We start from the raw sequence: 13,007 nt of genomic DNA, 5'->3' as shown, positions 1-13,007 counted from the left end.
GGCGGCTGTCGCCGTTGGTGGGCAGGAACCAATGGAAGGTGAGGGACACGTGGGGACTCCGATCAGGGGGGTGGTCGGCGTTCGTCAGAGGAGGCCGTGCCGGGGCGGCCTGGTGCCGTTCAGGACGTAGCGGCCGATGTGCTGGACCTTCCAGCGGGCCGGGTCGTGCAGGGTGTGGGTGCGCGCGTCGCGCCAGTGGCGGTGCAGGCCCAGGGAGTCGAGCGCGGAACGGGTACCGGCGACCTCGAAGAGGGCGCTGCCGACCTCCACCGCGGCCTCCGCCGCCGTCACCTTGGCCGCGGCCACCGCGATCGAGGCCGCGGCGGCCGAGTCGTCGGTCAGGTCGGCGCGGGCGGCGTCCACGGACCTCGCCGCGGCGGCGAGCAGTGCGTCGGCGGCCCGTACCCGGATGGCCAGTTCACCGAACCGCTGGATCAGCAGGGGGTCCTCCGCGGCCGTCTCGTGACCCTCGTCGACACTCTCGAACCAGGGACGGCTCTTCGTACGGACGAACTCCGCCGCCTCGGCCAGCGCCCCGGCGGCGATCCCGGCGTCGATGGCCGCGTGCAGCAACTGGGCTACCGCGCCGTGGAGTTGGGGTCCCCGGAAGGTGAGGTGGTGCGGCACGACCCGGTCGGCGGGGACGGGCACCGACTCCAGGCGGACGGATCCGCTGGCGGTGGTGCGCTGTCCCATGCCGTCCCAGTCGTCGACGACGGTGAGGCCGGACGCGTCGTGCGGCACGTACGCCACGTGCAGGGTCTCGTCCTCGGCGCGGGCGAGGACGGGGATCCAGTCGGCGAACAGCGCGCCGGTGGCGTAGTGCTTGACGCCGTCGAGGACGTACGAGCCGTCCGGGCGCCCCACGAGCCGGGTGCGGATGTCCTGCACGTGTGTGGTCCCCGCCTCGGACTGGGCGTTGCCGAACCGCTTCCCCCGCAGCACCTCGCCGAAGAAGAAGTCCTGCTGTTCGTGCGTGCCCTGCGCGCGCAGGACGTTGACGTACACGAAGTGGCTCTGCGGGATCTGGGCGATGCTGGCGTCGGCGGTGGCGAGCAGCCGCAGGATGTCGGCGAGGGTGTCCGCGCGGACGTCCGCCCCGCCGAACCGGGCGGGCACGGTCACGGCGAGCAGCCCGGAGGCGGACAGCCGCTCCAGTTCCGCGTGCGGGAGTCTGCGCCGCGCGTCCCGCTCGGCGGCGCCCTTGCGGAAGGCCGCGGCCAGTTCGGCGGCCACGGCAAGGGCCTCGGCGTCATCCGCGATGACGTGCGCGGCGCTCATCCGGCCGCCGCCAGCAGACGCGTACGGCCGGCCAGCGCCGCGGAGAACTGGTCCGTGACCTGTGCCAGAGCCTCGGCCGAGTCCGGAGCGACGGTCACCGTGCCGTCCTCGCCCGCCGTGATGTCCTTGTCCAGCGTGAACCAGCCCGGCGTGATGTGCGCGGGGCCCATGGAGGCGAGGACCGGGCGCAGGGCGTAGTCGATGGCCAGGACGTGCGCGGTGGTGCCCCCCGTGGCCAGCGGGAGGATCGTCTTGCCCGCCAGGGCGTACTGCGGGAGCAGGTCGAGCAGCGACTTCAGCAGCCCGGAGTAGGCGGCCTTGTAGACGGGCGTACCGATCACCACCCCGTCCGCCTGTTCGAACAGGGCGGTGGTCCGGACGATCGCCGGGTGCCCGAAGTCGGCACCGAGCAGCGCCTCGGCGGGGAGCGTGCGCACGTCCAGCGGGATCACCTCGTGCCCCTGCGCGATGAGCCGCTCGTCCAGGTGGCGCAGCAGCCGAGCGGTGCGGGAGGTGGCGGAGGGGCTTCCGGAGACGGACAGGACGGTGGCCATGCGGGACCTTTCGGTTCGTCGTTTCGTGTGCGGGCGGCGGTCAGGCGTGGTCGGTGACGGGCTCGGACTCGGCTTCCTGCGCCTCCAGTTCGCGTACCAGGGGCAGCACTCGCTTGCCGAAGTACTCGACTTCCTCCAGGTAGTGCAGGAAGCCGAGGAGGAGGAGGTCGACGCCGAGCCGCTTGTAGGCGACGATCCGCTCGGCGATCTGTTCCGGGGTGCCGATCAGCCCGGTGCGGAAGCCGTCGTTGTACTGGACGAGGTCCTCGAAGCCGGAGTCCTGCCACATGCCCTTGCCGTCGGCGGTGGACGGTCCGGCCTGCTGGACGGCGTCGCGGAAACCGTGTACCGCCCGGGTGTCGGCCTTGGCGACGATCTCGCGGAGCGTCTCGCGGGCCTCGGCCTCGGTGTCGCGCGCGATGAGGAAGCCGTTGAGGCCGAACTTCGGTGGCCTGCGGCCCGCCCGTGCGGCGGATGCACGGACGTCGCCGATCTGCTCGGTGACGCCGTCGAAGTCCTTGCCGTTGCTGAAGTACCAGTCGGAGACGCGGCCGGCCATGGCGCGGGCGGCGGTGGAGTTGCCGCCCTGGAAGATCTCCGGGTGCGGTCGCTCGGGGGTGTTCAGCGGCTTGGGCTTGAGGGAGAAGTCGCGCAACCGGTAGAAGTCCCCGGCGAGTTCGGCGTGGTCCTCGGTCCAGATCTTGCGCAGGGCGCGGATGAACTCCTCCGAGCGCCGGTAGCGTTCGTCGTGTTCGAGCCAGGGTTCGCCCAGGGCGGTGAACTCGCCCTTGAACCAGCCGCTGACGACGTTGACGGCGAAGCGGCCGTCCGACAGGTGGTCGGCGGTGGCGCCGAGTTTGGCGAGGACACCCGGGTGCCACAGGCCGGGGTGCACGGCGGCGATGACCTTCAGCCGCTGGGTGGCGAGCAGCAGGGCGAGGCTGAAGCTGACCGACTCGTGCTGGTACTCCGCGCCGTAACTGGCCATGTAGCGGACCTGGCTGAGGGCGTAGTCGAAGCCGTTGTTCTCGGCGAGGACGGCGAGTTCGCGGTTGTAGGCGTAGCCCCAGTCGGTGCGCTGCTCGATGGCGCTGGTGACCAGGCCGCCGCTGACGTTCGGGACCCAGTAGGCGAAGCGGACGGGAGTGGACCCACTGGACGGCGGGGACACGGGCATGGAGAACTCCTGGCAGGCGAATGCCGCGCGGGCAGGACGAACGAGTTCCGCGGAATTCAGGCGCGCTGGATCGGCGTTTCCGGGGAAGCCGTCGTCACGACGGAAATGAGTCGGGGACCGGAATTCACGGAAGGAAGTCGCAGAGGGAGCGGGTGGCAGGGTTTCCCTGGGTGCGCTCAGACCCGACAGCGACAGCAGGCGCTGGACACACGCGCGAGGTCGACATGGCGTCGCCGCGTGAGGTCCTGTCGCTTCATGCCGTCGATCGAACCAGGCAGGAGTCCGGCCGGTCAAGAATGCCCGGACGGGATTTCACATGATGGCAGTCGGTATTCACGAGGTTGTGACAGGGATTCCCTTGAACCCGGTCCTCGGGAGAGCGCAGTCTCCTGTGCGTGCGTATCGAACAGCTCGAATACATCACGGCCGTCACCCGGCTCGGTTCGCTGCGGCGCGCGGCCGAGGAACTGCATCTGTCCCAGCCGGCGCTCAGCGAGACCGTCCGCAATCTGGAGCGTGAGCTCGGTGTGGATCTGCTGGAGCGCAAGCGGTCCGGAGCGAAGATCAGCGACGAGGGCCGGGAACTGCTGCCGCACATCATGAGCGTGCTGGACGCGGTCGACCGGCTGCGCGGCGCGGCCGGGGACCAGCACCGCATCAGCCGCATGGTGCGGCTCGGCACGGTGAACACGGCCACCGTGCCGCTGGTCGTCCCGACCGTGCGTGAGTTCCGGGCCTCGCATCCGGTCACCCAGGTGGAGTTGGTCGGCGCGCAGGAGGCGGACATCCACCGCGGGCTGTTGGAGGGCGCTTTCGATCTGGGACTGGTGAACTACCTCCGGGGCGACGACATGCCGCCCGGCTTCGAAACGACGGAGCTGCTGTGCGGCCGGCCGGTGGTGTGTGTGCGTCCGGACAGTCCGCTGGCGGCCCTGGAAGCGGTGGACACCGACAGCCTCCTGAGCGAGCCGCTGGTCGTGATGCGGTCCGGCTATGTCATGCACCGCTTCGTGCACCGGCTGCTACGCGGCCGGACCCCGTCCTTCTCGTACTCCACCGACGGTGCGGAGATGGGCAAGCTGATGGTGGCCGAGGGCCTGGGGGCCACGGTGCTGCCGGACTTCAGCGTCGTCGGCGACCCTCTGGAACGACGGGGCGCGATCACCGTGCGACCGCTCGCGGGGGTTGCGACCGACGTGCTGCTGGTGTTGCAGCGCCGCCCCTCCGGCTCTGTTCCGCGGGCGGTCCGCGACCTGCACGAGCTCTTCGTGCGCAACGCCCGTGCGTACCGCGCCCCTTCATGGGACTGACGCAGGGATCCTCCCGTGCTCATCGTCATGGGCGGCCTGCCCGGAACCTTGGCGAGACCAGGCCCACCGCCCGGTTCGGTGCGGTCCGCCCGCCGGGCGGCGGATGCCGTCCCGGCGCCTGCCCCGCACGTCGCAGCGCGCGGAGGGTCGGCACCGTGGCCCGTGCCCTGTGGGACGGCTGGGAGGACGGCGCCGTCGCCGGCTCCGCGGTCGCGCCCGCCTGGCCGACGTCCGGCGCCGTACACCCGGTGCGCCACGAGGGGCCGCGGTTCGACGTCGACCTGGTTCCGGCCTTGCCGCGCAGCGCCCGGGGTCACCCCGTGATCTTCCAGGCAGGTGACTGCGGCGAGGGACGCGACTTCGCCGCCCGCAACGCCGACGTCATCTTCTGCGCGCACGGCACCGACTTCGACGACGCGGCGGCCTTCGCCGACGGCGTCCGGCGCCGGCTGCGGGCGGGCGCCCCGAGGACGATCTGCGGATCCTGCCCGGTCGTCGGCGAGAACGACGGCTTCACCATCCTGCCCTACCTCATCCGCGACGGCCTCGACGACACCGTCGACCTGCTCGTGCCGGAACCACAGGAACGCGGGGTCTACCGCACCGGGTACACCGGCACCACGCTCCGCGAACGCCTCGGTCCGCGCGAACCACTCCCCCACCGGTCCGCGCCGGACCGGCGGCAGGCGGGCTGGGCCTCGGACGGGCCTTCGTGCACATGACCGACAGGAACCCGTACACATGACTGACAAGAAGCTGTCACACACGGACCGGAATGCGGGTCCGACCAGCGCCCGTTCTGACTGACATGACTGTTGGAGTAGCGCTCAACGCGTCCGACGCGCCGAACCAGGTCGACGCCACCGTTCAACTGGCCCGCGAGGCAGCGCAGTTCGGTCTCGCGTCGGCCTGGTTCGGCCAGACCTTCGGCGCGGACTCACCCCAGCTCGCGGCGATCGTCGGGCGCGAAGTGCCGGGACTGCACGTCGGCACCTCCGCGATCCCCGTCTTCGGCCGGCACCCGCTGCTGGTCTCCAGTCAGGCCCAGACCGCCCAGGCCGCCACGCACGGCCGCTACCACCTCGGTCTGGCCCTGGGCACGAAGCTCCTGACGGAGGCCGGCTTCGGCCTGCCCTTCGAACGCCCCATCGCCCGCCTGCGTGAATTCCTCACCGCGCTGCGTCAGTTGACCGAGACGGGCACAGCCGACTTCCACGGTGAACTGCTCACCGCCGCCACCCCGGTCCCGGCGCGGGTGCCGGGCGCCGAGAACGGCGTCCCCCTGCTGGTCGCCGCGATGGGGCCGCAGGCGCTGCGGGTCAGCGGTGAGCTGGCGGACGGGATCCTGCCCTACCTGGCGGGACCACGCGCCCTGGCCGACCACATCGTCCCGGCCCTGACCGCCGCCGCCGAGGCCGCCGGCCGCCCCTCGCCCCGGATCGTGGCCCTCGTGCCGGGCGTGGTCACCGACGACGTCGACGCGGCGCGGGCCAAGGCCACCGAGGATCTCGCGTTCTACGAACAGATCCCGTCCTATGCCCGGGTCATCGAACTCTCCGGCGGCCGGCGGGCCGCCGACCTGGCCGTGATCGGCGACGAGAAGACCGTCGAGGCCGAGGTGCGCCGTTACCGCGACGCCGGCGCCACCGAGGTCGTGTTCTCGGGCACCGAGATCGCCGGAGAGGCCGACCGCCGGCGCACCTGGCGGCTCCTCGGCGACCTGGCCCGCTGAACACGCCGGTCGTACCGGTCCCCCCGCACCCCCGTGACGAAGGAGAACCCATGACCACCGAGGCCACCACAACGGACCGTGACGCCTTCACCGAGAGCTGGCTGGACTGGTACCGCGCCCAGGAGGCCCGGCTCGCCGCCCCGCACGGGTTCCTGGCGATCACCGGCCTGCACTGGCTCGACGACCGGCCGCAGCGCTTCCCCGACGCGCCCGGTACGTGGCGCACCGGCCCCGAGGGCGTCGTCGTGGACCTCGACGACGGCGAGGAACTGGTCGTCGACGGAACGCCGGTGCGCGGTGCGCACCACTTCGGCGTGATTCCCGAGCGCGGCGGCGTCGACGCCGTCTGGAAGGACGCCGTCATCGAGGTCGCCAGGCGCGGCGGGCACGACATCGTGCGCCCCCGGCACCCGGACGCACCGCTGCGCACCGCCTTCACCGGAACGCCCGCCTACTCCCCCGACCCGCGCTGGGCGGTGACGGGCCGCTACATCCCCTTCGACACGCCACGGCCGACCACCGTGGGCGCCGCGGTCGAGGGCCTTGAGCACGTGTACGACGCCCCGGGCAGGGTCGAGTTCGAGCTGGACGGGCGCCCGCTGTCGCTGACCGCGTTCCCCGGCCGTGGCGGCCGGCTGATGGTGCTGTTCACCGACGCGACCTCCGGGGTCACCACCTACGCCGCCAACCGATCCCTGACCCTGGAGCCGCCCGCCGCCGACGGTACGGTCGTCCTGGACTTCAACCGTGCCGCGAACCTGCCGTGCGCCTACACGGACCTGGCCACCTGCCCGCTGCCCCCGGCCGAGAACCGGCTGCCGGTGGCGATCGAGGCCGGCCAGAAGATCCCCCGCGAGCGCGGCGGTTCCTGAGGCCCGACGCTCACGATGCGCGGGCCCCGCGTGGCCGCCCCCACCGCACCGGTCAGCTCGCGGAGCCAGGGCCGGGCGGGATGTGGACCGTCATGATCAGGTGGCAGGTCCCGGTGCCCGCGCCACGGTAGGTGTGCGGGGCGTCGCCGTCGAAGGTGGCCGTCTGCCCGGCCTCGACGGGATGCTCGGTGCCGTCGACGACGAGCACCATCCGGCCGGCGGTGACGCTGACCGTCTCCACGACGCCGGGCTGGTGCGGATGGCTGGGATACTCCTCCCCCGGTTCCAGCCGCCAGCGCCAGACCTCGACCGGGGCCGGTCCGGAGGTGGTGAGCATGAGCCGTGCCTCGCCGCCCTTCTCCCCTGCCCACAGGGGCATGACGGAGTCGGCGGACACCACCCGGACACGGCCCTCGGCAGGGCCTTCCATCAGCGCGGACACCGAGATGCCGAGGGTGTCGGCGAGGCGGACCAGGGTGGCGAAGTTCGGATTGCCCTGGGCCTTCTCCAGGGCGACCAGGGCGCCCTTGCTGACTTTGGCGCGGCGGCCGAGTTCGTCCAGGGACAGTCCGGCGCGGGTACGGGCCGCGCGGACGTTGTGCGCGAGCGTCCGCAACGCCGCCTCGGTCTCGGCCATCGCCATCACCCTTCCGGCAGTGGATCAGTGCACTGCACCGCGCGGTCGTTCGGTTGACGAATCCCGGTCGGTGCGCTGTACGGTGTAGTCGTTCCACTGATAGTAAGGGATGTCCCCGTGATCGCTCTGCTGCTGGCCCTGGGCAGCTCCCTGGCCTACGGGTGCGCCGACTTCCTCGGCGGGCTCGGCGCACGCAAGGCCCACGTCCTGCGCACCGTGATGATCGCCGCCCCGGCCTCACTCACGGTGGAGTTCCTGCTGTGGCCCTTCCTCGGCGCCTCCTTCGCTCCCGCCACCCTCGCCTGGGGCGCGGCGTCCGGCGTCGCGTCGGCGATCGCGTTCGTCCTGCTCTACCGCACGCTGGCGATCGGCCCGATGAACGTCCTGTCCCCTGTCACCGCGCTGGTCTCGGCGATGCTGCCGGTCGGCGTGGGGCTGTCGCAGGGCGAGCACCTGGGGACGGCCGGACTGATCGGCCTGCCGCTGGCGCTGGTGGCCGTGGTGCTGGTCAGCGCGGGACACGGCGCCGGCGGCGCCCGCCCCTCGCGCACCGCGCTGCTGCTGGCCTTCGGCGCCGGGGCCGCCATCGCCCTGCAACTGGTCTTCCTGCACCAGGCGCCCTCCGACAGCGGCGTCGGCCCGCTGATCACCGGCCGCGCCGTGTCCTCCGCCGTCACCCTGGCCGCGGTCGGGCTGCTCTTCCGGCGGCTCGGGCCGCAGAAGCCGGCGTACGCGATGTCGGCGACGGCCGGCGTGCTCGACTCGATCGCCAACCTGCTGTTCCTGCTCGCCGCACGCGGCGGCGACCTCGCCGTCGTCGCCGTGATCATCGCCCTGTACCCGGCCGGCACCGTCCTGCTCGCCCGCACCGTCCTCGCCGAGCGGATCCACCGCGGGCAGCTGATCGGTCTGGGCACCGCCGCCGTCGCCGTCGGCCTCCTCGCCCTCGTCTGACCTCCCGCACCTCCGCGCCGGAAGGACCCGCGCATGTTCATCCACCCCTGGGACGCCGCCCTGGACGACGCCGAGTGGCAGACCTGGATCGCCGCCGGCCACGACTTCGGCGTCCTCAGCGTCAACGGCCCGCCCGGCCGGGCGCCCGTCGTCGTACCCACCCACTTCGCCGTCGACGGCGGCACCTTGCTGGTCCACCTCGCCCGGCCCAACCCGGTCTGGAAGGCGATCGAGGCCGACCCGAACGTCACCTTCACCGTCACCGGCGCCTACGCCTTCATCCCCGGCCCCTGGCGCGCCCAGCCCGGCATCCCGCCCACCGACGGCGTTCCGACCAGCTACTACGCGGCCGTCCAGTTCACCTGCCGGGCCACGGTCGTCGAGGACCCCGAGGCCAAGGCCGAGCTGCTGCGCCGCCAGATGGCCCACTTCCAGCCCGAGGGGGACCACGCCCCCATCGACCCCGACCGGCCGCCCTACGGACGGATGCTGTCCGGCATCCGCGGCCTGCGCCTGGACGTCACCGAGGTCCGCGCGAAGTTCAAGTACGACGACCACAAACCCGTCGAGCAGCGCGCCGGCACCGCCCGCCGGCTCACCGAGCGCGGCACCGGCCTGGACGCGCCGACCGCGGCCCAGCAGCGGCGCCGCCTGGACCGTATCGGCCCCTGGAAGTCCTGACCCCCGCCGTACCAGCCCGCCCTTCCGGAACGGATCCCTCACGATGACCACCTTCCGCCTCAGCCCCGCCGTGGCCGACGCCTTCCCCGACACCCTCATCGCCGTCGTCACCGCCACCGGACTGCGCTGCCGCGAACCCTGGCCCGCGACCGCCGCCGCCCTTGAGGAGCTGGAGCGACAGCTCGCCGACGGCGCCTGGCGGCCCGCCGACGAGAGCGACCCGCGCATCGAGGCGTGGCACACCGCCTACCGCTCCTTCGGCACCAACCCGCGCCGTGTCCGGCCCAGCGTCGACGCCCTCGGCCGCCGGTTCGCCAAGAAGGGCACGCTGCCCCGTATCAACCCGGCCGTCGACTCCTACAACGCCGTCTCCGTCCGCCACGGCCTGCCCGCCGGCGCCTTCGACCTCGACCACGTCACCGGCGACGTCGACATCCGCTACGCCGACGGCGGCGAGACCTTCACCCCGCTCGGCGAACCCGACACCACCGAACACGCCAAGGCCGGCGAGATCGTCTACACCGACACCACCGACGTACTGACCCGTCACTGGAACCACCGGGACGCCCACCGCACCCGCGTCACCGAGGACTCCACCCGCGTCGCCTTCGTCCTCGAAACCCTCCACGCCACCCGCGACGGACACCTCCTCAAGTCCGCCGCCGGCGAACTGCTCGACCTGCTGGCCGCACACACCGACCGGACCCAGGTACACCACCTCACCCGCGAACACCCCCGGGCCACCGTCTGATGTCCGGTCGGTCACGGCGCACCGGAGCGAGGACGCCGACGGTGACGAGGAGCGCGGCGAGCAGTTGTACGCGACGGGGACCGACCGGTGACCGGCGGCCCGCCCGCAGGACGGCAGGGCACGGGGGCGTGGATCGGCCTCGCCGCCTCGGTCGGCGCTGAACCCGCCCGTGCCCGGCCCACGACACGAGAGGACACCCGTACATGACCCCGGAGCAGTGGGAGACCATCGGCCGCCTGGTCGACTGGCTCGACAGGGAGAACGGCCGCGACGCGCACGAGCGGGCGTTGCGCCTGATCAAGCTCACGGAGGAGGTCGGCGAGGTCGGGCAGGCGTACGTCGGTCTGACCGGGCAGAACCCCCGTAAGGGCGTGACCCACACGTCGGCCGACGTCGCCGACGAGCTGTGCGACGTGATCGTCACCGCCGCCGTGGCGCTGCACAGCTTCAGCCGCGACCCGGCCGCCACGTTCGCCGCGAAGCTGGACGCGATCACCGCCCGCACCTTCGGCCCCCCGCCCACCACGCGGTGACCCCTCCGAACGAGGTGCGGGGCCGGGGCAGTTCCGCCCCTCCAGGTCCACCCCCGCGTGCCGTTCAGGGGCGGGCGGCCGCGTAGAGGACGTCGCGCAGTCCGGGCACGCTCTCGCGGTCCTTGCGCCACACGAGACGCAGGCTGAGGTCGGGCACGGGGAGGGCCAACTCGACGAGGGTGCCGGTACGGAGGCTGTCGCTGACGGCGAAGCGGGGCAGCAGGGTGACACCGAGGCCGTGTTCGGCCCAGGCGCGCATCACGGGGACACCGCCGGCTCGGACGCGTCGGGGACCCGTGCCGAGGAGGTGCTGCCCGGCCAGCCAGAAGGAGCATTCCGGGACGTTGACCAGGAGCCGCTCGCCGTCGAGGTCGGTGGGGGTCACCGCGGGGCGGGCGGCCAGGCAGTGGGTCGGGGCCGCGACGAGCGCCAGGGGCACGGGGTCGAGGTCGAGGAAGGCCAGGGGTTCGGCGGGGGCGGGGAAGCCGAGCCCGCCGAGGGCGTCCCCGGCGTCCAGGAGGAGGGCCGCGTCCAGGCGCCCGTCCGCGACGTCCGCGAGAAGCCCTTGGCGGGTGCGGTCGGAACGGACGTCGACCGTGATGTCGGGGCGGCGTTCGGCCAACCGTGCGAGGACGAGGGGAACGTGGGAGCCCGCGAGGGTTTCCAGGGCGCCGAGCCGTAGCCGCAGGCGCTCGCCGCGGACATCGTGGACGGCTCGTTCGGCGGTGTCGAGCAGCGTGCGTGCCCAGCCGCGCAGCCGCTCCCCGGCCGGGGTCGGGTCCATGCCTCGGGGACCGCGCGTGAACAAGGGGACGCCGAGGCCGGCTTCGAGGGTGCGGATCTGCTGCGAGACGGAGGAGGGGGCGAGACCGAGGGCGACGGCGGCGTCCGTGACCGTCCGGTGCCGGATCACGGCCTCGAAGGTGGCGAGTTGGCGTAGTTCCACGTAGGCGCCCAACACCGTTGGAGCATACGGAAATTCCGAACGCGGCGTGCGGCCGCGCCGGTGGAGCGGCCCGCCCGGTCGGACCGAAGGTGGGCGGCGTGACCGATCTCGCTGCTCACCGGAGGCTTCCTCTTCCATGACTGTGGTGAATTCCAAGACCGCGGTGGACCCTGGCGCGCCCACGCCGCCCGCGTCCCCGTCCCGGGCGAGGCGCGCGGGCGCGCTGACCGGCGTGTCGCTGGGCTATTTCATGGTGCTGCTCGACACCACCGTGCTGTCCGTCGCCGAACCCGATCTGGCCGCGTCGCTGCATACGTCGATGGCCGGCCTCCAGTGGGCCACCACCGGGTACACCGTGGTGTTCGCGGCTCTGCTGCTGTCGGCGGGGGCGGCGGCCGACCGGTTCGGCGCCGACCGGGTGTTCCGTACCGGCGCGGCCGTGTTCGCGCTCGCGTCCCTGCTCAGCTCCCTGGCCCCGGACCTGGGTGCGCTGCTGGTCCTGCGGGCGGTGTCCGGGGCGGCGGCAGCCGCCTGTGTTCCGGCCTCGATGGCACTGATCGCCCGTCTCTACCCGCAGCCCGCGGCACGGGCCCGCGCGATCTCGGTGTGGGCCGCGGTCAGCGGGGCGGCCGTCGCGGCCGGCCCGATCGCCGGCGGCGCCCTGGTGGAGGCGGCCGGATGGCGGGCGGTGTTCCTGGTCAACGTGCCCCTCGGGCTGCTGGTACTGGCCCTGACCTGGGGACGGGCGGTGCGCTGCCCACGCGGCGCCCACCGCGTCGACTGGCCGGCCCAGGCCGCGGCTGTCGTGGTGCTGGCGCTGCTCACGGATGTCCTGATCGCCGCCGGCGCGGGCGCATGGATGCACACCGCGTGGTCGGCGGGCGGGCTCGGGGTCGCGGTGACGGTGTTCGCCCTGCTCGAACGGCGCAGCCAGGCCCCGGTCGTGAACCGGACGCTGCTGCGGTCGGCACCGGTACGGGCCGGGCTGATGGCGGGCGCGGTCACCAACTTCGCCCTGTCCGGCGCCCTGTTCGTGCTGCCCCTGCTGCTCCAGCGCGAACGTCACCTGAGCGCCCTGGAGACGGGCCTGGCCTTCCTGCCGCTGACCGTGCCCTTCGCCGCGAATCCGCCACTGACCGGCAGGATCGTCGCCCGCACCGGCCCACGGCCCCCGATCGTGGCCGGCCTGGCCCTCCTGACCGCCGGAGGCACGGTCCTGGCCGGCACGGTCCTCGCCGAAGGCGCCTACGGCTGGCTCGCGGCGGGCCTGCTCCTCACCGGCTTCGGCATCTCCTTCATCCTGCCGGCCCTCGCCGCCGCCGTCATCGGCGCCGCCCCGCCCGGCACGGCCGGCTCGGTCGGCGGCCTGCTCAACGCCGTCCGCCAGACCGGCGCCACCCTCGGTGTCGCCCTCATGGGCGCCGCCGCGACCGCCGGCACGGGATGGGCACTGCTGCTGTCGGCCGGCCTGTGCGCCCTCGCCTGGCCGGCCTTCGCGCTGACGCCCGGGGGTACGACCCGGTGATCAGCGGCCCCGACGAGCGCGTGACCCCTCCACCCGTTGGCTGTCGGTCCGGCA

The 13,007-nt window shown here is 73.0% G+C and carries 15 protein-coding genes; 9 read left to right on the top strand and 6 right to left on the bottom strand.

Annotated features, from left to right (window positions below):
- Positions 1-84: 84 nt before the first annotated feature.
- The 4 genes from AQJ11_RS35360 to AQJ11_RS52875 form a co-directional block, all read right to left on the bottom strand.
- Positions 85-1,281 (bottom strand): SfnB family sulfur acquisition oxidoreductase, encoded by a 1,197-nt coding sequence (locus AQJ11_RS35360; protein ID WP_059265971.1) that lies wholly within the window; start codon positions 1,279-1,281, stop codon positions 85-87.
- Positions 1,278-1,835, bottom strand: coding sequence for an NADPH-dependent FMN reductase (ssuE, locus tag AQJ11_RS35355; protein WP_059265970.1), 558 nt, complete (start codon positions 1,833-1,835; stop codon positions 1,278-1,280). The genes AQJ11_RS35360 and ssuE overlap by 4 nt, the downstream gene beginning before the upstream one ends.
- Before the next feature lie 40 nt (positions 1,836-1,875).
- Positions 1,876-3,012: a dimethylsulfone monooxygenase SfnG gene (gene sfnG / locus AQJ11_RS35350; RefSeq protein WP_059265969.1), complete on the bottom strand. Its 1,137-nt coding sequence runs from the start codon at positions 3,010-3,012 to the stop codon at positions 1,876-1,878.
- Between the two features lie 176 nt (positions 3,013-3,188).
- Positions 3,189-3,269 carry a putative leader peptide gene (locus AQJ11_RS52875; protein ID WP_351800093.1) on the bottom strand — a complete coding sequence of 27 codons (81 nt, stop codon included), beginning with the start codon at positions 3,267-3,269 and terminating at the stop codon, positions 3,189-3,191.
- 138 nt (positions 3,270-3,407) lie between these two features.
- On the opposite strand from AQJ11_RS52875, the gene AQJ11_RS35345 reads away from it, so the two are divergent.
- The 4 genes from AQJ11_RS35345 to AQJ11_RS35330 all read left to right on the top strand — a co-directional run bounded on the left by AQJ11_RS35345 (position 3,408) and on the right by AQJ11_RS35330 (position 6,926).
- Positions 3,408-4,322: a LysR family transcriptional regulator gene (locus AQJ11_RS35345; RefSeq protein ID WP_014669532.1), complete on the top strand. Its 915-nt coding sequence runs from the start codon at positions 3,408-3,410 to the stop codon at positions 4,320-4,322.
- 155 nt (positions 4,323-4,477) lie between these two features.
- Positions 4,478-5,044 carry an LLM class flavin-dependent oxidoreductase gene (locus AQJ11_RS35340; RefSeq protein ID WP_059265968.1) on the top strand — a complete coding sequence of 189 codons (567 nt, stop codon included), beginning with the start codon at positions 4,478-4,480 and terminating at the stop codon, positions 5,042-5,044.
- 86 nt (positions 5,045-5,130) lie between these two features.
- Positions 5,131-6,054 carry an LLM class F420-dependent oxidoreductase gene (locus AQJ11_RS35335; RefSeq protein WP_059265967.1) on the top strand — a complete coding sequence of 308 codons (924 nt, stop codon included), beginning with the start codon at positions 5,131-5,133 and terminating at the stop codon, positions 6,052-6,054.
- Between the two features lie 50 nt (positions 6,055-6,104).
- Complete coding sequence (locus AQJ11_RS35330) at positions 6,105-6,926, top strand: DUF1684 domain-containing protein (protein ID WP_059265966.1); 822 nt, start codon at positions 6,105-6,107, stop codon at positions 6,924-6,926.
- A 52-nt stretch (positions 6,927-6,978) separates the two neighbouring features.
- Here AQJ11_RS35330 and AQJ11_RS35325 read toward each other — a convergent pair whose 3' ends face one another.
- Positions 6,979-7,563 carry a helix-turn-helix domain-containing protein gene (locus AQJ11_RS35325; protein WP_041665789.1) on the bottom strand — a complete coding sequence of 195 codons (585 nt, stop codon included), beginning with the start codon at positions 7,561-7,563 and terminating at the stop codon, positions 6,979-6,981.
- A gap of 117 nt (positions 7,564-7,680) precedes the next feature.
- Here AQJ11_RS35325 and AQJ11_RS35320 point away from each other — a divergent pair, with 117 nt between their 5' ends.
- The 4 genes from AQJ11_RS35320 (at position 7,681) to AQJ11_RS35305 (ending at position 10,482) form a co-directional block, all read left to right on the top strand.
- A complete protein-coding gene (locus AQJ11_RS35320) occupies positions 7,681-8,517 on the top strand; it encodes a DMT family transporter (RefSeq protein ID WP_059265965.1) in 837 nt (278 codons plus the stop codon).
- A gap of 33 nt (positions 8,518-8,550) precedes the next feature.
- Positions 8,551-9,198 carry an FMN-binding negative transcriptional regulator gene (locus tag AQJ11_RS35315; protein ID WP_059265964.1) on the top strand — a complete coding sequence of 216 codons (648 nt, stop codon included), beginning with the start codon at positions 8,551-8,553 and terminating at the stop codon, positions 9,196-9,198.
- A gap of 43 nt (positions 9,199-9,241) precedes the next feature.
- Positions 9,242-9,949 carry a B3/B4 domain-containing protein gene (locus AQJ11_RS35310; protein ID WP_059265963.1) on the top strand — a complete coding sequence of 236 codons (708 nt, stop codon included), beginning with the start codon at positions 9,242-9,244 and terminating at the stop codon, positions 9,947-9,949.
- Positions 9,950-10,152: 203 nt separating this feature from the next.
- Positions 10,153-10,482, top strand: coding sequence for a MazG-like family protein (locus tag AQJ11_RS35305; protein ID WP_014669524.1), 330 nt, complete (start codon positions 10,153-10,155; stop codon positions 10,480-10,482).
- Positions 10,483-10,546: 64 nt separating this feature from the next.
- On the opposite strand, the gene AQJ11_RS35300 is transcribed toward AQJ11_RS35305, so the two are convergent.
- Positions 10,547-11,443 carry a LysR family transcriptional regulator gene (locus AQJ11_RS35300; RefSeq protein ID WP_244218512.1) on the bottom strand — a complete coding sequence of 299 codons (897 nt, stop codon included), beginning with the start codon at positions 11,441-11,443 and terminating at the stop codon, positions 10,547-10,549.
- Positions 11,444-11,564: 121 nt separating this feature from the next.
- On the opposite strand from AQJ11_RS35300, the gene AQJ11_RS35295 reads away from it, so the two are divergent.
- Positions 11,565-12,953 (top strand): MFS transporter, encoded by a 1,389-nt coding sequence (locus AQJ11_RS35295; RefSeq protein ID WP_059265962.1) that lies wholly within the window; start codon positions 11,565-11,567, stop codon positions 12,951-12,953.
- Positions 12,954-13,007 lie beyond the last annotated feature (54 nt).

This window comes from Streptomyces corchorusii, from assembly GCF_001514055.1.
In the GTDB taxonomy this organism is placed as follows: domain Bacteria; phylum Actinomycetota; class Actinomycetes; order Streptomycetales; family Streptomycetaceae; genus Streptomyces; species Streptomyces olivaceoviridis.
The sequence above is the reverse complement of the archived record's forward strand: the minus strand, read 5'-3'. Positions and strand labels throughout refer to the sequence as shown.

What these genes read in the sequence shown, in the direction of transcription:
- AQJ11_RS35360 (WP_059265971.1), bottom strand. Translation starts at nt 1,281, where the DNA reads ATGAGCGCCGCGCACGTCATCGCGGATGACGCCGAGGCCCTTGCCGTG.
- ssuE (WP_059265970.1), bottom strand. Translation starts at nt 1,835, where the DNA reads ATGGCCACCGTCCTGTCCGTCTCCGGAAGCCCCTCCGCCACCTCCCGC.
- sfnG (WP_059265969.1), bottom strand. Translation starts at nt 3,012, where the DNA reads ATGCCCGTGTCCCCGCCGTCCAGTGGGTCCACTCCCGTCCGCTTCGCC.
- AQJ11_RS52875 (WP_351800093.1), bottom strand. Translation starts at nt 3,269, where the DNA reads ATGAAGCGACAGGACCTCACGCGGCGACGCCATGTCGACCTCGCGCGT.
- AQJ11_RS35335 (WP_059265967.1), top strand. Translation starts at nt 5,131, where the DNA reads ATGACTGTTGGAGTAGCGCTCAACGCGTCCGACGCGCCGAACCAGGTC.
- AQJ11_RS35330 (WP_059265966.1), top strand. Translation starts at nt 6,105, where the DNA reads ATGACCACCGAGGCCACCACAACGGACCGTGACGCCTTCACCGAGAGC.
- AQJ11_RS35325 (WP_041665789.1), bottom strand. Translation starts at nt 7,563, where the DNA reads ATGGCCGAGACCGAGGCGGCGTTGCGGACGCTCGCGCACAACGTCCGC.
- AQJ11_RS35315 (WP_059265964.1), top strand. Translation starts at nt 8,551, where the DNA reads ATGTTCATCCACCCCTGGGACGCCGCCCTGGACGACGCCGAGTGGCAG.
- AQJ11_RS35310 (WP_059265963.1), top strand. Translation starts at nt 9,242, where the DNA reads ATGACCACCTTCCGCCTCAGCCCCGCCGTGGCCGACGCCTTCCCCGAC.
- AQJ11_RS35305 (WP_014669524.1), top strand. Translation starts at nt 10,153, where the DNA reads ATGACCCCGGAGCAGTGGGAGACCATCGGCCGCCTGGTCGACTGGCTC.
- AQJ11_RS35295 (WP_059265962.1), top strand. Translation starts at nt 11,565, where the DNA reads ATGACTGTGGTGAATTCCAAGACCGCGGTGGACCCTGGCGCGCCCACG.